Below are 20,897 nucleotides of genomic sequence, written 5' to 3'. Positions count from 1 at the left end.
TGTGAATTTATATTTTTCCTTTTTTCTGTAGCTCTTGTTTCTCTTGTTTCTTATTCTCCAGGCGCATCCGGTACGTGCAACGGCTGCAAATGCCGTAGATATAAAGACAGGCGAACTCGGGGGTGAAGCGGCGCAGCTTCAGGTTTCCGATATTCGCTTTTAATGTCTGGTTGCGAATTTCTTTTACATCGCCGCAATGCGTGCAGATCAGATGTTGATGGGTTTCGGCCAGTGCGCGCAATTCGTATTGCACGGTCTGCGGTGTGAAATAATGGCGCACGATCAAGCCGGCCTCGATAAACAAATCGAGGTTATTATATAAGGTAGCCTTGCTCACATGGAAGTTTAAACTTTCGAGATTCTCGTGAAGGGAAACAATGTCGAAGTGACCGGAGAACTCACATATTTGTTGCAATATAGTGTACCGTTCTTCCGTCTTCCGAAGTTTCTTTTTGACAAGATAAGCGGTAAGTTGTTTTTGCAGATCACTATGTGTTTTTGTATCCATTTGTCAGTTCTTTCACACAGAAGGACAAAGGTACGTTTTTATTTCATACGCAAAAGCTTTCTTATTGGTAATAATCGAATTCAAATTTTAAATCTTCATAAAACTCCTGCTTCTCGGGCGAGCCGGATGCGGGATAGTCGGCAAGGGCCGACAAGACGGCGGAAGCCATCGACTGAGATTGCCTTCCGTAGTGTTTGAGGGCGAGAAGGGCGGCTCGTTGGGTACGCGAAACGCCGGCGTCCATCACCGTTTTGGCTTCCCCGATCAGGTGTTCTGCCTCTTGCGGAGTCAATATTTGCCCTTGCTGGCAAACCCGGGCGGCGAGAAGGAAACCCTGGAGTTGCATCAGTTCTTCGGAAGAGCCGATCCATTGCATGGCCAGTTCGCGGGCGTAAGGTAGTTTCTGCAGGAGAAAGGTCGTATAGCATTCGGCGATCTCGGATTGGCCGACCATCGAAGCCCAGCGTACGGCTTGTTCGCGGTCGAACCGGTCGATGGGCTGCAAGAGGGTGGCCAGGATTTTCAATTCCCGCACATCCTCCTGCCATAACGCTTCGGCCAGCTCGGGATCCGGCGCAAAGGTGGCGGCGATCTCTTTGATCTTGGGCAGGGATACGCCGAAGTTCAGTTTATACGTAGCGCCTTTCTCGCGCATACTGGTCGAAACAACTCCGTTCATGGCTAAACGGAGTTGTTTGCGTATCTCTCTTATGGTCGATGGGATCGGATCAGTCATTGTACGTGGGCAAATAAGAATAGTCGCGGCTGTAGCGCAGCATCTGATCGGCATAACCTTCGGTATAGTCCAATACGATGTCGGTAACCTCTCCGGCATTGTTTTTTACCTGTTTCATGATCGGATTGACAAAACCGCGATACGGTGCCAGGTTGAGCTTGGCGTAACGTTCCAGTACTTCGGCATGCAGGACGGGATCGACTTTGACGGCATAGTTCTCGACCAACTGCTTGCCCGCTTCCAGGTCGCCTTCACTTTTGATGCGTTGCACTTCGGATAAGAGTTCGCCGAACAGGTTGCGCAACTTCTTATAATCATTGATGACGATATAGGTCTTTCCGTCTTTTTGGCGGAACTCGACCACCTGCTCTGCTTTTCCTTTTTCGTATACCCATTTGGCAATCAACTGGCGGTTGCGCATATGGGCTTCTTCGACATCTTTACCCAGTTCGATGCGCACGAGCTGCGTCATCAGGCCGTTCATCATAAAGTTGTAGTATTCCGATTTATACGCTTCGGCATCGGGCACCAGTCCGAGCTCGACCAGTTTCTTATCGGCGATATAATAAAGTCCGAACAGGTCGGCGCGTGTCTCTTCCAGGGTGGAGCTATAGGCTTTCAAGGCATCCGGTTCGACGCCGGGAAGCAGTTGGCCCGAGCCATGGCCGAGGCATTCGTGCAGGTCGGTATGCAGGTTACCGGTCAGGAAACCGTATTTCTTGATCAGTTCGCGCTCCGCTTCGCTCCAGATAAATTCCTGTCCCAGGCTTCCCCCTTGTTGAGAGGCTTTGTCGTAGGCTTCGGTGATATTCTCGATCGTCACCGATTTGGAACCATGATCGCGACGGATCCAGTCGGCGTTGGGCAGGTTGATGCCGATCGGTGTGGCCGGGTAGCAATCGCCGCCGATCATCGCCACGGTAATCACTTTGGCAGAGACCCCTTTGACCTCTTTCTTCTTGAAGCGGTCGTCTACCGGTGAATGATTTTCAAACCATTGCGCATTGTCGCTAATGATCTTCGTACGTTTGGTCGCTTCCTGATTGATGAAGTTGACGGACGACTCCCAACTGGCTTTCAGTCCCAGCGGGTCGCCGTAGGTTTCAATAAAGCCATTGATAAAGTCGACTTCCGAAGTGGTATCTCCGACCCAAAGGATCGAGTAGGCGTCGAAAGTCTTCAGATCACCCGTTTCGTAATAGGCAATCAGGCTTTCGATAATCTCTTTCTGACGGGAGTTTTCGGCAAAAGGAACGGCTTTCTTCAATTCGCCGACGATCTGTTCGATCGCCTCGGTATAAAGGCCGCCGACTTTCCATACCTTCTCTTTCAATTGTCCGTTCTCTTTCACCAGGCGGCTGTTCAGGCCGTAGGAGATGGGCATCTGATCGTTGGGCTTTTTCATGGCGGCGTAGAACGATTCCACTTCTTTCTGCGTTACCCCTTCGCCGTAATAGTTGTTGGCCGAAGCCAGGATGATATCCTGATCGCCGCCCTGGATGGTGCGTTTAGGCATGACCGCCGGATCAAAGATCACCGGAACGATCTCCGTCAGGAATTGATCGATCGTCTGTCCCTGACGCAGGGGCAAGCCGGATGGCTCGATTGTCTTTATGCAGGAAACAAAATATTCGGAAGAAAAGGCGGGAAGGATCTTGTCTTCCGCGTAATGGTGGTGGATGCCGTTGGAGAACCAGACGCGTTTGAGGTAGGTCTCGAACGCTTTGAATTGTTCGTCTTTCCGGTCACCTTCGTAATGCTGATAGATCGCTTCCAGCGTGCGGCGAATCGCCAGGTTATAGCGGTTGTTCTGATCGGCCAGGATATCCCTTCCCATCTGTGCGGCTTCCGAGAGGTGATAGAGCAACTGTTTCTGTGGCAACGAAAGCGCCTCGAAGCCCGGAACCTGATAGCGCAGGATCTGCAGATCGGCAAATTGATCAACGATGTAATTAAACTCTTGCTGCGTATTCTCTTTCCCCTGTTCTGCCGGGGAAGAAACACAGCCTGCCATTGTTAATGCTGTCATAGCGGATAGGATTATTCTTTTCATAACCTTATGTTTTATGCAAAGATACGAAAGTTGAAATAACTTTCAACTTTCAACTTTCCCCTTTCAACTATTTCTTACCTTTGCAGATAAAGTCTGGAAAGGTAAGAAATAATGGAAATAGCAGCATTAGTATCCGGTGGAGTAGACAGTTCGGTGGTGGTACATCAGTTGAAAGAGGCGGGCTACGACCCGACGATCTTTTATATCCGGATCGGTATGGAAGATAAAGACGGATATATCGATTGCCCGGCGGAAGAAGATATCGAAATCACTTCGTATATCGCCCGTAAGTATGGGTGCCGGATGGAGGTGGTGTCCCTGCATGAGGAATATTGGGATAAGGTGGTCAGCTATACGATCGACTCGGTGAAGCGTGGCCTGACGCCCAACCCGGATATGATGTGTAATAAATATATCAAGTTCGGCTGCTTCGAAGAACGCTGGGGCAAGGATTTCGATAAGCTTGCGACCGGCCATTATGCCACGACCACAGAGATCGACGGCAAAGTATGGCTCTCCACGGCAAAGGACCCGGTCAAAGACCAGACCGATTTCCTGGGACAGATCACCAATCTGCAAATACAGAAGTTGATGTTTCCGATCGGGCATTTGATGAAGAGTGAAGTGCGCGAGATTGCGGAACGCGAAAAGCTGCCCAGCGCCAAACGGAAGGATAGCCAGGGCATCTGCTTCCTGGGTAAGATCAATTACAATGATTTTATCGAACGTTACTTAGGCAAACGGACCGGGAAGATCATCGAACTGGAAACCGGCAAGGTACTTGGCAAACACAATGGCTATTGGTTTCATACGATCGGGCAGCGCAAAGGCTTGGGACTGAGCGGCGGCCCCTGGTTTGTGATCCAGAAGGATATCAAGCGGAACATTATCTATGTCTCCAACGGGTACGATCCCGAAACGCAATACGGCAAAACCATTAACCTGCAGGGCTTCGACTTTATCACCGAAGATCCCTGGGGTGAATTTACCGACGCGAAAGAGATCACCTTTAAGATCCGCCATACGCCGGAGTTCGCCAATGGCGTAATCCGCCGCATCGGCGACCTCTACCGCATCGAATCCGAACATAAAATCCAAGGCATCGCCCCCGGACAATACGGAGTGGTCTACGATAAAGAACACCATCTCTGCTTAGGTAGCGGGATGATTATTGCAGAGAATACATAATATTCTCTGCAGAAGTTAGAAGTTAGTAGTTGGTAGTTAGTAGAAAATACCGCATGCGACTACTAACTACTAACTACCAACTACTAACTACTAAAATAAAATGAAATGAGTGAAATAGAAGACGCCATGATGGGCGGGATCGTTTTTAAGCAGAAACTGTATGATGGTCCTCCCAAAGAAGAGAAGGTAAAGACGAAAGCAAAGAAAGCAACCTATATCAAAGGTCTGCACGGCTCGGCTTCGGCAAAGAAGAAAGCGGAGATCCGCAAGAAACGCGCCAATCGGAATAAGAAGAAGTAGAGAACTGGTAGTTGGTAGTTAGTAGTTGGTAGAAATACCGCATTGCGACTACCAACTACCAACTACTAACTACCAACTACTCTCTTTATATTATGTACAATGAACTAATCGATTCATTATTGCACACCCGGCGGATGGATTCGGCAAACATATCCGCAACGGAGAGTACCTTCACCTTTTCACATTTCTTGGCGTACGGGATCGAGTCGGTAAAGATCATTTCCGACAAGGCCGACTGATCGACACGCATGGAAGCGGGATCGGACATAACCGCGTGGCTGGCAATGGCGCGTACCGAGCGGGCACCGTTCTCCATCATCAGGTTGGCGGCAATGGTAATGGTACCTGCCGTATCGACCATATCATCGACCAGGATCACATCCATATCCGTTACATCCCCGATAATCCGCATCTCCGCCACTTCATTGGCACGCAAGCGCGATTTATGACAGATCACCATCGGCGTACCCAGGTATTTGGAATAGGTACTGGCGCGTTTGGTTCCGCCTACGTCGGGCGTAGCGATACATAATGTTTCCGGATTATACGTTTCTTTGATATACTCAAGGAAAACGGAAGAGGCGTAGAGGTGGTCGACCGGTACGTCGAAGAAGCCCTGGATCTGGTCGGCGTGCAGGTCCATGGTGATCAGCCGGTTGATGCCGGCGGTGCTCAGCATATTGGCGATCAGTTTCGCCCCGATAGATACACGGGGTTTGTCTTTTCTGTCCTGGCGGGCCCAACCGAAGTAGGGGATAACCGCGATAATGGAATTGGCCGAAGCGCGTTTGGCGGCGTCGATCATCATCAGTAATTCCATCAGGTTGTCGGCGTTAGGGAAGGTCGACTGAACCAGGAAAACATCCCGGCCACGGATCGATTCTTCATACGAGACTGAGAATTCACCGTCGGCGAAATGCTGGATGTTCATTTTTCCCAGCGGGCAGTTCAGACTGTTGCATATTTTCTCTGCAAGATATCGGGAGTTGGTACCCGAAAACACCAGATAGGGAGTAGTTGCACTCATTGATTTAGACTTAATCTTAAAGTGAATAGATTTGAATTGTCCGGCAAAAGTACAAAACAATTACGAATTACGAATTACGAATTACGAATTAAGCACATCCCCTGTCTTAATTCGTAATTTTTAATTCGTAATTACTTTCAGTATGCGAACTTCAGGATCTTCCCGGAGAAGGCGGGGAGGGTGAGTTGATAAGGCCAGGCATCGGTCAGGGTACCGACTGTGGTTTGTCCGGTCAACAGGTCGGTTACCGTTGCCGCCCGGTTGTCTTCGATCTGGCAGGCGTCGAGTGCCATCTCCGAAAGATTGACCCGTACGGTCTGTTCCGCCTTGTCGAAATTGACCACCACCAAGATCACATCATTGTCGTGCTTGCGTAAGAAAGCATACTGATGGGCCGGATTGAAATAGGGATTGTTGCGGTTGGCATACATCAGATCGTGAAACATACCCCGGGTTAGGGCGGGTTCGGAAGCGGCAAGTGTCAGGATCTTGGCGTACATCTGCCGCAGTTCTCTCTGTTCGGGCGATAATTCCGCTCCGTCGAACTTCCCGTTATTGATCCACTGGCGGATGGTCTTCACGCTCCAGTAGTCGAAGATCGTCGTTCGTCCGTCTCGTCCGCTAAAGCCTTCTTCGTCCATGCCTCTTTCGCCCACTTCCTGCCCGCTATAGATCATGACCGGATTGGTATTCATCGTGGCGGCCACGATCATACCGGGTATGCCCGGACGGAAATCGGAGGCGAAGAAATCGGAGGCGATCCGTTGCTCGTCGTGGTTCTCCAGGAAGTTCAGCATATACGGTTGCAGTCCGCCTAATGCTTGCCAGCAGGAGGTGATCCGGTTGGCCGGTGCCTGTCCGGTCATCACTGCCCGCAACGTATCGTAGAGTCCGACCTTGTCGTATAGATAGTCAAAGCAACCGATATAGATATAGTTATGGTATTCCTCCGGTTTGTAGATCTCGGCGATAAACAGGACTTTGTGGTGTCTCTTCACCTGGGGAATGACCCAGCTCCAGAACTCGACGGGCACCATCTCCGCCATATCACAGCGAAAGGCATCGACGCCTTTGCCGGCCCAGAAGAGCAGGATGTCGCGCATCTTCTTCCAGGTGTCAGGGATGCCGCTATAGTAACACCGTCCGCCGTTGAGATAGTCTATCCCGTAGTTTAGCTTCACGGTCTCGTACCAGTCGTTTCGGTCGGGATTGGGCGAGAAGCAGTTGTTGCCTGTCGCTTTGGCGGGAAACTCACTGTATTCGAAATCTTCCTGTTTGGCTCCGAAATGCAGTTGCAGTGTTTGCCCCGGGATGTAATAGAAGTTGTTGTTGCAATCGAAGGCTTTCGACGTGTCGTCGTGTTGTCCCAGATCTTCGATAAAGGTTTCTTTCGCATCCGAGTGGTATTGCCGGGCCACATGGTTGGGCACGAAGTCGATCACCACTTTCATGCCTGCGCGGTGTGTACGTTCGACTAAGGCTTCGAACTCCTTCATCCGGTCGGGCACATGATCGGCCAGGGCAGGGGCGATGTCGTAATAATCTTTGATCGCATAGGGTGAACCGGCGGTTCCTTTCACCACCGCGCTATGATCCTTGGGGATGCCATAGGCACTGAAGTCCGATTTGGTGGCATGTTCAATCAGACCGGTGTACCAGATATGGGTGGTTCCTAACTCTTTGATTCGCGCCAGGGCCTCTTCGGTGAAGGCGGATAACTTGCCGACTCCGTTCTCCCGGATACTTCCATACTTAATGGTTGCTTCTTGTTGATTCCCAAACAAGCGGGGAAAAACCTGATACACGATCATTTTCTCTTTTTGATTCTGTTGTTCCATCTCTTTGCCTTTTTAGTTAATAGCTTTGCTTTGTAAGGTTTTACTCTTCAGCGTATTATTTTTTTGATTTATCTTTTACGGTCCGTACCAGTTGGTTGAACTTACTGTCGTCCACCAGGTCGTTGAAAGCTTTCACCGCCGCGTCATACCCGATCCGGATGATCTCATCCGTATTGTCCAAATCGAACATCTTGTACGAGTCGAACTGTTCTGCTTCGATCAACAGGTCGCAGAGCAGGCGGTCTTCGGTGGTATTGGCCCGGAACATATAGTGATACGAACGTTCGGCAATATGAAAGACCGTCTGTTTGTATTTTTGTGCAACGAGCGGGCTGACATTCACGCCGATCACCTTCTCACATTCTGCCCGGATATTGGTCACCGGGAAGTTACGGAAGAGTCCGCCGTCGACATAATGGATACCGCCGATCTCTACGGGACTGAAGATGATCGGCACACTACAGGAGGCGGTTACCGCCTCGACGATCGAGCCGCTGCGAAACTCATGGCTTATCCCGTTGTCGAGATCGGTGGCGATAACCACTAACGGGATCTCCAGATCTTCTATCCGCTTGGCGTGCAGGTGCTTTCGCAGGAAGCTCATCAGGCGGGAGTTGTCGAAGAGTCCGGCTTTGGGGATCTGTATCTTGGCAAACTCGGAGAATTCTTTACCCGTAAAGAGGTGTTTGATCTCTTCGGCCGTATACCCGTCGGCATAGAGGCAGCCCGCCATTGCTCCGGCACTCGTGCCCGAGATGATATCCGGTTTCATCCCGCACTCTTCAAAGAGCCGGAATACACCGACATGGGCAAATCCTTTGGCTCCGCCTCCGCTAAGCGCCAATCCCAATTTGTAAGGCTTTTCTCTTTGGGTCATGCTCGTAAATGATAAAGAATTATATGACAAATATGCCTCTTTTTTTACTATGAACATGAATAATTCGGGAAAAGTTTCTCCGTCTATTCATTTTATTCTTACATTTAAGGGCATCTTTCGAACTTTTTGCAACCTAACAATAAAATCTATTCATTATGATTACTGCAATTTTCTGGATTATTCCCATTGCATCTGTAGTAGCGCTTTTATTTGCCTGGTATTTCTTCAAGCAGATGATGAAAGAGAGCGAAGGTACGGTGACAATGGCAAAGATTGCCTCTCATGTGCGAGAGGGTGCGATGTCCTATCTGAAACAACAGTACAAAGTTGTTACTCTGGTGTTCATTATCCTGGCTATTTTATTTGCATTTATGGCTTTTGTGTTGAAAGTACAGAACGAATGGGTTCCGTTTGCTTTTCTGACCGGGGGATTCTTTTCCGGATTGGCCGGATTCCTGGGTATGAAAACGGCGACTTATGCTTCTGCCCGGACAGCGAATGCCGCCCGTCATTCGTTGAACAGCGGGTTGCAGGTGGCCTTCCGCAGCGGAGCGGTCATGGGGCTGGTTGTTGTGGGACTGGGTTTGTTGGATATCTCTTTATGGTACCTGATCTTGAACGCGGTGATCCCTCAGGAGGTTTTGGATCCGACACATAAGCTGACGATCATCACCACAACGATGCTTACCTTTGGTATGGGTGCCTCGACGCAGGCGCTTTTTGCCCGTGTCGGCGGTGGCATTTACACCAAAGCGGCCGATGTGGGGGCCGACCTGGTGGGGAAAGTAGAAGCCGGTATCCCGGAAGATGATCCGCGCAACCCGGCTACGATAGCCGATAACGTGGGTGATAATGTAGGGGATGTGGCCGGTATGGGCGCCGACCTGTACGAGTCGTATTGCGGCTCGATCCTGGCAACCGCAGCCCTGGGTGCGGCGGCTTTTGTCTCTACCGGGAATGTAGAGTTGCAGTATAAAGCGGTGGTTGCTCCGATGTTGATCGCCGCCGTGGGTATCTTTTTGTCTATCCTGGGTATATTCACGGTACGTACGAAAGAAGATGCCAATATCAAGCAATTATTGAAAGCCCTCTCTTTCGGCACCAACCTGAGCTCTGTCCTGATCGCGCTGGCTACTTTCGGTATTCTTTATCTACTGGGCATTGACAACTGGGCGTGGATCGGCGGATCGGTCATCGTCGGGTTGTTGGTAGGGATTGTGATCGGACAATCGACAGAGTATTACACTTCTCAATCGTATAAACCGACCCAACGCATCTCTGCTGCGGGGCATACCGGACCGGCTACGGTGATTATCTCCGGCTTGGGCGTAGGTATGCTCTCGACGGCTATTCCTGTATTGGCGGTGGTCGTGGGTATCATCTGCTCTTTCCTGTTTGCTTCAGGCTTCGACTTTGCGAATGTCGGGATGGGGCTCTATGGGATTGGCATTGCTGCCGTCGGTATGCTTTCTACCTTGGGAATCACGTTGGCGACCGATGCGTATGGCCCGATAGCCGATAATGCGGGAGGAAATGCCGAGATGGCGGGCCTGGGACCGGAAGTGCGCAAACGAACGGACGCGCTGGACTCGCTGGGCAATACGACGGCGGCTACAGGCAAAGGCTTTGCGATCGGTTCGGCGGCGCTGACCGGACTGGCTTTGTTGGCTTCTTATATCGAAGAGATAAAAATCGGACTGTTGCGCCTGGGTGAGACGACGATCTCGATGGCCGACGGACGCATACTGGAAACGGCGAAAGCTACGTTTACCGACTTTATGTATTATTACGACGTGACATTGATGAACCCGAAAGTATTGTCGGGGGTATTCATCGGTTCGATGATGGCTTTCCTTTTCTGCGGACTGACCATGAATGCCGTGGGACGTGCGGCGGGAAAGATGGTCGAAGAAGTGCGTCGCCAGTTTCGTGAGATCAAAGGCATCCTGACCGGTGAGGCCGAACCCGACTATGCCCGTTGCGTGGCGATTTCGACCAAAGGCGCGCAGCAAGAGATGATCGTTCCTTCGGTCCTGGCTATCGTTGCGCCGATCCTGACGGGGATTATCTTCGGGGTGACCGGGGTTGTTGGCCTTTTGATCGGCGGCTTGAGCACCGGTTTTGTCTTGGCTATTTTTATGGCTAACTCCGGCGGCGCCTGGGATAATGCCAAGAAACACGTCGAAGAAGGCAATCATGGCGGCAAAGGCAGCGAATGTCATAAAGCCACGGTGGTAGGCGATACGGTGGGTGATCCGTTTAAAGACACTTCCGGTCCCAGCCTGAATATCCTGATCAAACTGATGAGTATGGTGGCTATTGTGATGGCCGGCCTGACGGTTGCCTGGAGTATCTTCTGAGTTTTTTCCGAAACATAGGGAAGAAAAATTGGTAAGAGGTACCTCATAATCGATTATGAGGTACCTCTTAGTCGTTTTTGACGTACCTCATAATTTGTTTTGAGGTACCTCATACCAAAAAAAACGCCCCGCTTTCTATAAAAGAGTCGCTTGCCGCATCCTTTTCATGCCGGCTCTTGCCCAATATGACTAATTTTTACCCCTGAAAAAACAATACTTCCACATCTTTTCCCACAGAATTGGCCTACCTTTGGGCAACTAATAGTTTGAGTAAATCTAATATTAATCCATTAAATTCACAATACGAATGAAGAAAGACGCGAATGCGATGTCCAGAAGGAAATTTCTGGCTTCTACAGGGGCTCTGACCGGAGCCGCACTTTTATCTTCCACACCGGTAAACGGGATAACAAACGAAACGGCAAATATAATGCCGCAGCCTCCCGCTAAGAAACTCAAAGTGGCACTGGTTGGTACCGGCTCTCGCGGAAACGGCATGTGGGGACGCGATCTGGTGCAGTCGTATCCCGACTATCTGACCTTTGTCGGCCTTTGCGATAAAAATGAAGGACGGGTGAAGACCGGGAAAGAGATGATCGGCGCGGATTGCCCGACCTTTACGGATTTTGAAAAGATGATGCGTGAGACCAAACCCGATCTATTGATCGTCACGACCATGGACAGCACCCATCATGAATTTATTATCAAAGGCATGGAGATGGGCGCCGATGTGATCACCGAGAAACCGATGACCACCGATGAGGTGAAGGTACAGGCGATCCTCGATGCCGAGAAACGCACGGGAAAGAATTGCCGGGTGACGTTCAACTACCGCTATTCGCCCCATCGCTCGAAGATGTGGGAGCTCTTGCGTGCCGGAGAGATCGGTGAGTTGACCTCGGTCGATTTCCATTGGTACCTGGATACCTCGCACGGGGCGGATTATTTCCGTCGCTGGCACCGGAAGGTGGAGAATGGCGGATCGCTTTGGGTGCATAAGGCCAGCCACCACTTCGATCTGTTGAACTGGTGGATCGGTAGTGACCCGGAGACGGTATTCGGCTTGGGTGATCTGAACCATTACGGGCGTAACGGGGCACAACGGGCCGAGAACTGCCGCACCTGTCCGCATACCGGCAGTTGTAAGTTCTACTGGGACGTGATGAAAAACCCGACCTACGTAAAGCTCTATGTCGAGAACGAGAAATACGACGGATACCTGCGCGACGGCTGTGTGTTCAAGAACGATGTCAATATATTCGACAAGATGGCGGCCTCCATCAAGTATAAGAATGGCGTACAGGTGTCTTATTCGCTGACCACCTATTCGCCTTACGAAGGCTATCGCATTGCTTTCAACGGGACCAAGGGACGCATGGAAGCGTGGATCCAGGAATCGCGCCCGGTATCGGATGTAAATTACGACGAGATCGTACTGTTCAAGAACTTCAGCCGACGGGAATATATCCAGGTGCCTTTCGGCACTTCCGGCCATGGGGGAGGCGACAAGCTGTTGAAAGACCAGATCTTCCTGCCGAATATCGCCGACCCGTTCCAGCAATGCGCCGGCGTACGCGACGGAGCCCTGGCCTGTCTGGTGGGCATTGCCGCCCGCAAGAGCATCCAAAGCGGCCAGCCGGTGAATATCGCTGACTTAACATCGATTAAGCCGCAGGAGAAAAAGGAGTATAGGAGGATTCTTTAGGAGTAGGGGGGATTAAGAACTCATAGGAACTCATAAGAACTCATAGGAACTCATAGGAAAGCCCAATCAATGGATTCCTATGAGCTCTTATGAATTCCTACGAGCTCCTATGAATTCTTATGAATTCCTATGAGTTCCTATGAATTCCTATGAGCTCTTATGAATTCCTATGAGTTCTTACCCTCTTTTTCCCATTATCTCCCTATATTTACCCCTCGTTCATCCCCAAAATGAAGATTAATGAAACGCATACTACTGCCATTCGTTCTCGTATTGCTGCCGTTTTGTTTAGGCGCGCAATTCCTTTCTGTTGATTTTCAGTCGGACCGGGAGGCCAAAGCGGTCGGTGTCTATCTGGACGGACAACTCTTTACCCGGCTGATCTATCCTGATTCATTGACGAAATATGTATTGTATCCTCTATACACCGCTTCGGGCGTTGAAGTCACCCGGGGTTATCCTATCGCTCCGCGCGAAGGAGAGCAGACCGATCATCCGCATCAGGTTGGCTTGTGGTTTACCTTTGGTGATGTCGACGGTGTGGATTTCTGGAACAATTCATCGGCACGCAAACCGGAAGAACGCCATAAATACGGCTCGATCCGGGTGAGTGAGCCCCCAACGACCAATGTCTCACAGTCGAGCCTCACCGTCCGTGCCGACTGGGTGAACGCCCACGAAGAGATCCTGTTGAAAGAAGAAACGACCTTCCATTTCGATGGCTCGGCCGACTGTCGCACCCTCCGTCGGCAGACAACGCTGACTGCTTCGGAAAAGGCCGTCGACCTGACGGGCAACAAAGAAGGATTGATCGGCTTGCGGGTGGACCGTCAGTTCGAGTCGTCGGCGACCGGGATCTATCAGAATGCCAATGGCGACCGGGGGGATGCCGTCTGGGGCAAACGCGCGCCCTGGGTGTCGCTGACGGGAAAGAAAGAAGAGCGTGAGATCAAGATCACGCTCTATGATGTGCCGGGCAATCCCCACTATCCGGCCTGGGCGCATGCCCGCGGATACGGCCTGTTTGCCTTGAATAACCTGGGCGGCCATGAGTTTAATCCGGCGGATGAAAAGATCCGTATCCATCTGGAGAAAGGAGAATCGATCTCCTTCTCACATATCCTGACCATTTCCGAGTCGGGCCTGCCTTAATTCTCTTCTACATACGCCAATGCCTTCTCCATATCTTCCGGCGTATCGATGCCGATGGTCTCCTGGTGGGTGATGCCGACTTTTATCTTATAGCCGTTCTCGAGCCACCGCAGTTGCTCCAAGCTCTCGGCCAGTTCCAATGCCGATTGGGGCAGGCGGGTGATTTCGCGCAGGACATGGGCGCGGTAGGCGTAAAGCCCGATATGTTTGTAGAAGGTATGCGTCCGAAGCCATTCGGTATGTTTCTCCCCCCGGATGTAAGGGATGATGGAGCGGCTGAAATACAGAGCTTCCTGGTTCCTGTTGAACACTACCTTCGGCGTATTGGCATTGAACAGGGCCGATTCGAAGTCGTCGTCCGCCCGAAAGGGCTTGACTAAGGTGGCGATATCGACCGTTGGGTCGGTGAAGCACGACTTCAGGGTCTCGATCTGCTCCGGCCGGATAAAAGGTTCATCTCCCTGTATATTGATCAGGATATCATAACCTTCGCCCACGAGGGTGTAGGCCTCGTAGCAACGATCGGTGCCGCTACGGTGCTGGTCGGAAGTCAGTACCACCTCTCCGCCGAACGCTTCGACGGCTTCGACGATCCGCTGGTCGTCGGTCGCCACACAAACCTTATCCAATATGCCGCAAACCTGTTCGTACACCCGTTGTATCATCGGTTTACCTTTCATATCCGCCAGGGGTTTGCCCGGAAACCGGGTCGAGGCGTAACGCGCCGGGATAATGCCTATAAACTTATGTTCCATGCTCTGTTGTTTTTGCTTGCCAAAGTTAGTTATTTCTTTTAATTTTGTACACGAAACAAGAAGCCCGGCGTGAAGAAGAAACATCCCATAGAAGAACTGATTAGTCAGGGTGAACATCAACAACTTGATTTTAAATTTGAAGTCAGCGACAGCAAGAAGATCGCGCGGACACTGAGCGCTTTTGCCAATACCGACGGCGGAAGGCTGTTGATCGGGGTGAAAGACAACGGCGTGATCGCCGGCGTGCGCAGCGAAGAAGAATATTATATGATCGAAGCGGCCTCGACAATGTACACCCGTCCGCCCGTACCTTTCGAAGCCAAGCGCTGGGATATCCAGGGCAAGACCGTATTGGAAGTCTATATCGCCCCGAGCCCGGACAAACCGCATGCGGCGCCCGATAAGGACGATAAGTATAAAGCCTATATCCGGGTGAACGATGAGAATATCCTGGCCAACGAGATCCTGATATTTTCCTGGCAGAAAGAGCAGGAATCCAAAGGGATCCTATTGAAGATCAATAAACCGGTGGAGCGCCTGTTCGACTGGCTGGATACCCATACCTACATCAATGCGAACCAGTTTTGCCGGATCGGACGCATCAACTATTTCACCGCACGGAATATCCTGAGCGACCTGATGGCTATCGGCGCCCTGCAATACGCGGTGGTCGACAAGCGCATCCTCTACTGCCGCCGGACCCCTTAGATTGAAGTGACGTACACCTGGGCATTCTCATAGCGGATCACTCTCACCTTTGCCCCTTTTTCGATAAAACCGGAGTCGGAGATGCCATCGTAGTATTCGCCTTCGATCTCCACCTTGCCCGACGGACGCAAAACAGTCGCTGCCCGGCCTTCTTTCCCTACCATATTATTATAGGCGGGCGCGGAAACCGAATCTTCCAGGTCGCTATGCAGGGCCACCTTGCGGAACAGGCCGTTCTTCCGGCCGATATGGTTGGAAAGCCACAACATCAGGATGAAACTAAGCCCAATGCCGACCAGAACGGTGAGCGCGGCTTTGCCCGTTTGCGCACTTGATACACCTTCGAAGTCAAAGTAGAAATTGTCGATCAGACTCATGGTCAGCCCGCCGATAACCAATGTGATACCGGCAATTCCGGGCACGCCAAATCCGGGAATAACGAATATCTCCAAGAGGATAAGGATTATACCGATAATGAATAACAGGATTTCCCAGTTTTGAGCCAGCCCGTCAATGTAGAGCGGAGCGAAATATAAAACGGCGGCAGCTATTGCGGCGATTGAAGGGAATCCTACGCCGGGCGTTTGTAATTCAAAATAAATACCGCCGATAATGATTAGTATCAAGAGTGATTGAAAGACCGGACTCATCAGAAAACCTTTCAGGTTATCGTACCAGGAAGGAACGTATTTCTCGATCACATACGTTTCAAAACCCAGATGTTTGCGGATGACTTCATCGGTCGTCTCCGCGATCCCATCGCAATAGCCCCATTGCAAAGCCTCCTCGGCCGTAAAGGTCAGCACCTTGCCGCTATCACTCACCTGGGGGACCACCGTGCGCTCGTCGACCATGGCCTCTGCAATCAAGGGGTCGCGCTTCCATTTATAAATCGTATCCCCGCGCTGGATGAGCGTGTCCTTGCCGTGCGCTTCGGCCGTCGAACGGATCATCGAGCGCATATACGACTGATACTTATCGGGTAAGATCTCGCCGGTCTGGTTCACAACCGACGCCGCTCCGATATTCGCGCCTTTGCGCATGTAGATCTTTTTGCAAGCAATGGAGATCAAAGCGCCGGCAGAGGCGGCGTTGTTGTCGATGAAAACATAAACCGGGATAGGGTTGTATAAGATAGCCGTCCGCATGGAGTCGGCCGCTTCCAACAGCCCCCCGTACGTATTCATGTGAATGAGTACCGCGTCGGCATGGACCTGTTGCGCCTCCGCCAGACCGTTCTGTAGGTAGAGTTTGGTGGTGTTGTCGATCTCTTTCTTGATATCGATAATATATACCTTTTTATCATTTGTTGACAAGTTTTTCCCGGATAGACAAAAACAGATTGAAAAGAGAAATCCAAGGATGATAATGGGGGTTGTTTTCTTTGCTTTCATTGAATTTCAATGTGTATATTTAGTTGTATAAAGTAATCACTTTGTTGTTTATTTTATCTTTGGCCACTTGAAGAGGTTGCAAATTATACGTGTTTTTAACCTATTTAAGAATTAAAATAAAACTTGTAATTATAAATATTAATATTTTCAAAACAAGGCATCAGCGTTCCTTTTTATTTTTATATTTGTAGAAGATAGGATACGCCTCAATATGACTCAAGCAGGCTTGGTATTGCATTGCTTTACGCTTCGCCAAGCGAATGTCATTTCGGCTTTCCCGCTTCAATTTAGCTAACCAAATAAAAAAGGAATTATGAATGCGTTGCAATTTCAGAAAAAATTATTGGCCATGCAAGAAAACATGATGAATTTTGCGTTAATGCTGACAGCCAACCGTGATGATGCCCAGGATCTGATGCAGGACACAACCTTAAAGGTGTTGAACAATCAGGAGAAATTTGTCGACAATGTGAATTTTAAAGGTTGGGTCTTGACCGTTATGCGCAATATCTTTATCAATAACTATCACCGGGTAGTGCGAACTCAAACGGTGATCGACCAGAATATCGATGTCTACAATCTGGATATCTTAAATGATTCCGGCTTTGACTCGCCCGACGGCTCTTTCCAGATCCAGGAAATCACCGGAGCGATCGAAAAGCTGAACAACGAATTACGCATTCCTTTCTCGCTCTTCCTCAGTGGCTATAAATACAATGAAATTGCCGAGAAACTGAACCTGCCTTTAGGCACAATCAAAAGCCGCATCTACTTTGCCCGCCAGGAACTCCAGGTCGTCCTGAAAGATTTCCGAAAAGATTAAACCTCCTAAAGTTTTTTCAATTACTTTTCTACACATATTTTTGGCGATCGTCCTGTAGGGACAGCGAGCGCTGAAAGCGCGTCAGCGCCCAGCCCGGGGTCAGCAGAGTGAAACTCTGCGCCACCCTGGGTCGGACACAGCTACACGCAACGAAGCGCTGAAAGCGCGAAAGCAAATCTTTCGCGCTTTCAGCGCTTCTTGTCCTTCATTCCTATGCGAGTTTAACTGTTTTTTGCCGGGAGTATTTATTTGTTGATAACCGTCAACAAATTTGTTGATAACTATCAACAGATCTGTTGACAATTATCAACAAATCTGTTGATAATTATCAACAAGTGAATAGTGGGTCGGAAAAATGATTTAACTTCTTTATATTCAGGAAGTCGCGGCATGAATAATTTTTTGTGTATTTTTGGCTACAAAAATACAGGTATGAGAAGTTTTGCAAGCGATAATAATTCGGGGGTGCATCCCTTGGTGATGGAAGCGGTGGTTCGGGCGAACCAGGATCATGCGGTCGGTTATGGCGACGATCCCTGGACGATCGAAGCGACGATAAAGATCAAGGAGGTATTCGGTCCGGCGGCTGAGCCTTATTTTGTGTTCAACGGAACGGGAGCCAATTCGGTGGCGTTGCAGGCGGTTACCCGTCCATTCCATAGTATTCTTTGTGCGGAGACGGCACATATCTATGTCGATGAGTGTGGTGCGCCGGCCAAGATGAGCGGTTGCGCGGTGACGGCTATCCCGACGCCCGACGGCAAGCTGACGCCCGAACTGATCCGGCCGCGTTTGCATAATTTCGGCGTCTGCCATCATTCCCAGCCCAAGGTGGCGTATATCTCCCAGGTGTCGGAGATGGGAACGATTTATACGATTGAAGAGGTCAAAGCGATTGCCGATCTGTTGCATGCACACGATATGTATCTGCATATGGACGGCGCGCGCCTGGCGAATGCCTGTGCGTACCTGAACTGTACGATGAAGCAGTTGACAGTCGATGCCGGTGTGGATATCCTGAGTTTCGGCGGCACGAAGAACGGCATGATGATGGGTGAGGCAGTGATCGCTTTCCGCCCGGAGATCGCCGAAGACCTGCAGTATTATCGCAAGCAATCCGCGCAGTTGGCTTCCAAGATGCGTTATCTCTCGGCACAGTTCGTGCCTTACCTTGAGAATAACCTCTGGCTGGAGAATGCCATGCGCGCGAATATCAGTGCCCGGAAGCTGGCGGAAGCGTTAAGCCTTTATCCACAGATCCGGTTTACGCAAAAGGTTGAGTCCAACCAGTTGTTTTTCACTATTCCCACGGAACCGCTAAAGAAATTGCAGGAAGAGTATTTCTTTTATATGTGGAACGAAGAATGCAACGAGGCCCGGCTGGTTACTTCCTGGGATACGACGGGAGAGGATATTGCGCGGTTTGAGCAGAGCTTGAGGGAGGCTTTTGAAGGGGGGTAAGGAGTTTAAGGTCTTTTAAGTCTTTTAGGTCTTTTAGGAGCTTTAGACTTAAAAGACCTAAAAGACCTAAAAGACTTAAAAGGCCTAACACTCCTAAAATTAACGATCTAAATAATTATATCATGAAACAACTCTTATTTTTTGGTGCCATCGCATTATTCCTTAGTCCCTTTTCCCCGGCAAAGGCACAGCGCCTGGGTGATGCCGCGCATAATACTTACCGTATTATGAGTTACAACGTGCATCACGGCGAAGGCACAGACAAAGTATTGGATCTGCAACGTATCGCGGATATTATCAACCGGGAAGCGCCCGATGTGGTCGCCGTTCAGGAGCTGGACAGCATGACGCAGCGCACGGGGCAGATCGATATGTTGCGCATCCTGGCCGACAAAACCCTGATGTTTCCGGTCTTTGCTCCGGCTATCCCACACGAAGGCGGGAAGTATGGCCTGGGCATGCTGAGCAAAGAAAAACCGCTGAGTAGCTACCAGATCCCTTTGCCCGGACGCGAAGAGGCGCGCACGTTATTGGTCGTAGAGTTTGCACAATACTATATGGGCTGCACCCATTTCTCGCTGAACGCGGAAGATCGGCTGGCGTCGGTCGAGCTGATCCGTCAGGAAGCGGAGAAGATGGATAAGCCCTTTTTCGTTGCCGGCGACCTGAATGCCCGTCCGGACTCTCCGGTGATGGAAGCGTTCACGAAAGATTTTGTTCTGTTCAACAATCCCAAGCCGGCCGGCAAAGAGAGAGGCGTGATCGATTATATCGCCGGATACAAAACCAAAGGTACACCTTTCACTGCGTTGCATACGCGCATTATCGATGAGCCGGTTGCCTCCGATCACGATCCGTTGATCGCCGATGTGCGTATCCAGGCCTCGAAAGAAGATATCTTCTATGCCGAGCCATACCTGCAAAACCCGGTCGACGGAGGCATTACCGTCATGTGGCAAACCCGCGTGCCGACCTATAGCTGGGTGGAATACGGCACAGACACCTTATATCTGCAAACCGCCCGTACGCTGGTCGACGGACAGGTGATCTGCAACGACCTGCACAATAAGATCCGTATCGAAGGCCTGACGCCCGGGCAAACCTATTACTACCGCGTCCATTCGCAGGAGATCCTGTTGTATCAGGCCTACAAAAAAGTATTTGGTGAGACCGCCGTTTCGCCTTTTTATTCCTTCACTTTGCCGGCGGCAGATACCCGGGACTTTACGGCGTTGATATTTAATGACCTCCATAAACAGGAAGCCACATTGAATGGCCTGTACGACTTGGTGAAAGATATCCCTTACGATTTTGTTTTCTTCAATGGCGACTGCATCGATGATCCGGCGAACGAAGAAGAGGCGCTTCTCCATATCGCGATGCAATGCCGGAAAGTCGGTGCTTCGAGCCATCCGGTCTTTTACCTTCGGGGCAACCATGAGATCCGGAACGCCTATTCCATCGGCCTGCGCGAACTGTTCGACTATGTGGGCGATAAGACCTACGGCGCGTTCAACTGGGGCGATACCCGTTTTGTGATGCTGGATTGCGGCGAAGACAAACCGGATACCACCTGGGTGTATTACGGACTAAACGATTTCACCCAATTGCGGCAGGATCAGGTCGGATTTCTTCAGGAAGAACTGAACAGTGCGGCCTTCAAGCAAGCCCGAAAAAAGGTATTGGTCAATCATATTCCTTTGTACAGTAAACGTCCGGCGCGCTATCAGCCGTCGTTCGACCTCTGGGGAGACCTCTTGGCGAAGGCGCCTTTCGATGTGAATATCAGTGCGCATACCCATCGCTATGATTATATACCCAAAGGGGAAGCGGGAAATCACTTCCCGGTTGTCGTGGGCGGTAGCCAGCGTTTGGATACGGCCACGGTGATGGTGTTGCAGAAGAAAGGGGATGCGATGACCTTGCGTGTCTTGAATGGCAAGGGGGAAAAGGTTTTTGAGTTGGCGCTGTAAGGTAATTATGAATTATGAATTGGAGCGAAGCAGAAATCG

Annotated in this window: 17 protein-coding genes; 9 read left to right on the top strand and 8 right to left on the bottom strand. The window is 50.4% G+C overall.

Features of this window, described 5'->3' with window-relative positions:
- Window positions 1–7 precede the first annotated feature (7 nt).
- The 3 genes from M2133_RS05885 to M2133_RS05875 form a co-directional block, all read right to left on the bottom strand.
- Window positions 8–508 carry a transcriptional repressor gene (locus tag M2133_RS05885; RefSeq protein ID WP_277465073.1) on the bottom strand — a complete coding sequence of 167 codons (501 nt, stop codon included), beginning with the start codon at window positions 506–508 and terminating at the stop codon, window positions 8–10.
- Between the two features lie 61 nt (window positions 509–569).
- Window positions 570–1,244 carry a DNA alkylation repair protein gene (locus tag M2133_RS05880; RefSeq protein WP_277465072.1) on the bottom strand — a complete coding sequence of 225 codons (675 nt, stop codon included), beginning with the start codon at window positions 1,242–1,244 and terminating at the stop codon, window positions 570–572.
- Window positions 1,237–3,297: a dihydrofolate reductase gene (locus M2133_RS05875; protein WP_277465071.1), complete on the bottom strand. Its 2,061-nt coding sequence runs from the start codon at window positions 3,295–3,297 to the stop codon at window positions 1,237–1,239. Before M2133_RS05875 ends, M2133_RS05880 begins: the two co-directional genes overlap by 8 nt.
- A 111-nt stretch (window positions 3,298–3,408) precedes the next feature.
- Here M2133_RS05875 and mnmA point away from each other — a divergent pair, with 111 nt between their 5' ends.
- Window positions 3,409–4,485: a tRNA 2-thiouridine(34) synthase MnmA gene (gene mnmA, locus M2133_RS05870; RefSeq protein WP_277465070.1), complete on the top strand. Its 1,077-nt coding sequence runs from the start codon at window positions 3,409–3,411 to the stop codon at window positions 4,483–4,485.
- Between the two features lie 105 nt (window positions 4,486–4,590).
- Window positions 4,591–4,785, top strand: a complete 195-nt coding sequence (locus M2133_RS05865) for a hypothetical protein (protein ID WP_277465069.1) — start codon at window positions 4,591–4,593, stop codon at window positions 4,783–4,785.
- An 85-nt stretch (window positions 4,786–4,870) separates the two neighbouring features.
- On the opposite strand, the gene M2133_RS05860 is transcribed toward M2133_RS05865, so the two are convergent.
- From M2133_RS05860 to M2133_RS05850, 3 genes are all read right to left on the bottom strand, one after another.
- The gene (locus M2133_RS05860; protein ID WP_277465068.1) at window positions 4,871–5,812 is read right to left on the bottom strand and encodes a ribose-phosphate pyrophosphokinase; all 942 of its coding nucleotides are present in this window, start codon (window positions 5,810–5,812) and stop codon (window positions 4,871–4,873) included.
- Between the two features lie 137 nt (window positions 5,813–5,949).
- Window positions 5,950–7,650, bottom strand: a complete 1,701-nt coding sequence (locus tag M2133_RS05855) for an alpha-amylase family glycosyl hydrolase (protein ID WP_277465067.1) — start codon at window positions 7,648–7,650, stop codon at window positions 5,950–5,952.
- Window positions 7,651–7,705: 55 nt separating this feature from the next.
- Entirely contained in the window at window positions 7,706–8,527 is an 822-nt protein-coding gene (locus tag M2133_RS05850) for a patatin-like phospholipase family protein (RefSeq protein ID WP_277465065.1), read from the bottom strand.
- Between the two features lie 155 nt (window positions 8,528–8,682).
- Between M2133_RS05850 and M2133_RS05845 the strand changes: the two genes are divergently transcribed.
- The 3 genes from M2133_RS05845 (at window position 8,683) to M2133_RS05835 (ending at window position 13,744) form a co-directional block, all read left to right on the top strand.
- Complete coding sequence (locus M2133_RS05845; protein WP_277465064.1) at window positions 8,683–10,887, top strand: sodium-translocating pyrophosphatase; 2,205 nt, start codon at window positions 8,683–8,685, stop codon at window positions 10,885–10,887.
- Window positions 10,888–11,194: 307 nt separating this feature from the next.
- Complete coding sequence (locus M2133_RS05840; protein WP_277465063.1) at window positions 11,195–12,592, top strand: Gfo/Idh/MocA family oxidoreductase; 1,398 nt, start codon at window positions 11,195–11,197, stop codon at window positions 12,590–12,592.
- Window positions 12,593–12,832: 240 nt separating this feature from the next.
- Window positions 12,833–13,744 (top strand): PmoA family protein, encoded by a 912-nt coding sequence (locus M2133_RS05835; protein WP_277465062.1) that lies wholly within the window; start codon window positions 12,833–12,835, stop codon window positions 13,742–13,744.
- Here the strand turns inward: M2133_RS05835 and kdsB are convergent.
- Entirely contained in the window at window positions 13,741–14,499 is a 759-nt protein-coding gene (gene kdsB / locus M2133_RS05830; protein ID WP_277465061.1) for a 3-deoxy-manno-octulosonate cytidylyltransferase, read from the bottom strand. The genes M2133_RS05835 and kdsB overlap by 4 nt on opposite strands.
- 69 nt (window positions 14,500–14,568) lie before the next feature.
- On the opposite strand from kdsB, the gene M2133_RS05825 reads away from it, so the two are divergent.
- Complete coding sequence (locus M2133_RS05825) at window positions 14,569–15,207, top strand: ATP-binding protein (RefSeq protein ID WP_277465060.1); 639 nt, start codon at window positions 14,569–14,571, stop codon at window positions 15,205–15,207.
- Here M2133_RS05825 and M2133_RS05820 read toward each other — a convergent pair.
- The gene (locus M2133_RS05820) at window positions 15,204–16,601 is read right to left on the bottom strand and encodes an NfeD family protein (protein ID WP_346843233.1); all 1,398 of its coding nucleotides are present in this window, start codon (window positions 16,599–16,601) and stop codon (window positions 15,204–15,206) included. The genes M2133_RS05825 and M2133_RS05820 overlap by 4 nt on opposite strands.
- 313 nt (window positions 16,602–16,914) lie before the next feature.
- Here M2133_RS05820 and M2133_RS05815 point away from each other — a divergent pair, with 313 nt between their 5' ends.
- The 3 genes from M2133_RS05815 to M2133_RS05805 all read left to right on the top strand — a co-directional run bounded on the left by M2133_RS05815 (window position 16,915) and on the right by M2133_RS05805 (window position 20,858).
- Entirely contained in the window at window positions 16,915–17,424 is a 510-nt protein-coding gene (locus tag M2133_RS05815) for an RNA polymerase sigma factor (RefSeq protein ID WP_277465058.1), read from the top strand.
- Between the two features lie 432 nt (window positions 17,425–17,856).
- Window positions 17,857–18,885, top strand: a complete 1,029-nt coding sequence (locus tag M2133_RS05810; protein ID WP_277465057.1) for a low specificity L-threonine aldolase — start codon at window positions 17,857–17,859, stop codon at window positions 18,883–18,885.
- Between the two features lie 122 nt (window positions 18,886–19,007).
- Window positions 19,008–20,858, top strand: a complete 1,851-nt coding sequence (locus M2133_RS05805) for an endonuclease/exonuclease/phosphatase family protein (protein ID WP_277465056.1) — start codon at window positions 19,008–19,010, stop codon at window positions 20,856–20,858.
- Window positions 20,859–20,897 lie beyond the last annotated feature (39 nt).

The sequence above is a fragment of the Parabacteroides sp. PF5-6 genome, from assembly GCF_029504695.1.
Lineage (GTDB): Bacteria > Bacteroidota > Bacteroidia > Bacteroidales > Tannerellaceae > QVMG01.
The sequence above is the reverse complement of the archived record's forward strand: the minus strand, read 5'-3'. Positions and strand labels throughout refer to the sequence as shown.

Excerpts from the sequence above, each read along its gene's own strand:
- M2133_RS05885 (WP_277465073.1), bottom strand. The coding sequence starts at position 508 with ATGGATACAAAAACACATAGTGATCTGCAAAAACAACTTACCGCTTAT.
- M2133_RS05880 (WP_277465072.1), bottom strand. The coding sequence starts at position 1,244 with ATGACTGATCCGATCCCATCGACCATAAGAGAGATACGCAAACAACTC.
- M2133_RS05875 (WP_277465071.1), bottom strand. The coding sequence starts at position 3,297 with ATGAAAAGAATAATCCTATCCGCTATGACAGCATTAACAATGGCAGGC.
- mnmA (WP_277465070.1), top strand. The coding sequence starts at position 3,409 with ATGGAAATAGCAGCATTAGTATCCGGTGGAGTAGACAGTTCGGTGGTG.
- M2133_RS05865 (WP_277465069.1), top strand. The coding sequence starts at position 4,591 with ATGAGTGAAATAGAAGACGCCATGATGGGCGGGATCGTTTTTAAGCAG.
- M2133_RS05860 (WP_277465068.1), bottom strand. The coding sequence starts at position 5,812 with ATGAGTGCAACTACTCCCTATCTGGTGTTTTCGGGTACCAACTCCCGA.
- M2133_RS05855 (WP_277465067.1), bottom strand. The coding sequence starts at position 7,650 with ATGGAACAACAGAATCAAAAAGAGAAAATGATCGTGTATCAGGTTTTT.
- M2133_RS05850 (WP_277465065.1), bottom strand. The coding sequence starts at position 8,527 with ATGACCCAAAGAGAAAAGCCTTACAAATTGGGATTGGCGCTTAGCGGA.
- M2133_RS05845 (WP_277465064.1), top strand. The coding sequence starts at position 8,683 with ATGATTACTGCAATTTTCTGGATTATTCCCATTGCATCTGTAGTAGCG.
- M2133_RS05840 (WP_277465063.1), top strand. The coding sequence starts at position 11,195 with ATGAAGAAAGACGCGAATGCGATGTCCAGAAGGAAATTTCTGGCTTCT.
- M2133_RS05835 (WP_277465062.1), top strand. The coding sequence starts at position 12,833 with ATGAAACGCATACTACTGCCATTCGTTCTCGTATTGCTGCCGTTTTGT.
- kdsB (WP_277465061.1), bottom strand. The coding sequence starts at position 14,499 with ATGGAACATAAGTTTATAGGCATTATCCCGGCGCGTTACGCCTCGACC.
- M2133_RS05820 (WP_346843233.1), bottom strand. The coding sequence starts at position 16,601 with ATGAAAGCAAAGAAAACAACCCCCATTATCATCCTTGGATTTCTCTTT.
- M2133_RS05815 (WP_277465058.1), top strand. The coding sequence starts at position 16,915 with ATGAATGCGTTGCAATTTCAGAAAAAATTATTGGCCATGCAAGAAAAC.
- M2133_RS05810 (WP_277465057.1), top strand. The coding sequence starts at position 17,857 with ATGAGAAGTTTTGCAAGCGATAATAATTCGGGGGTGCATCCCTTGGTG.
- M2133_RS05805 (WP_277465056.1), top strand. The coding sequence starts at position 19,008 with ATGAAACAACTCTTATTTTTTGGTGCCATCGCATTATTCCTTAGTCCC.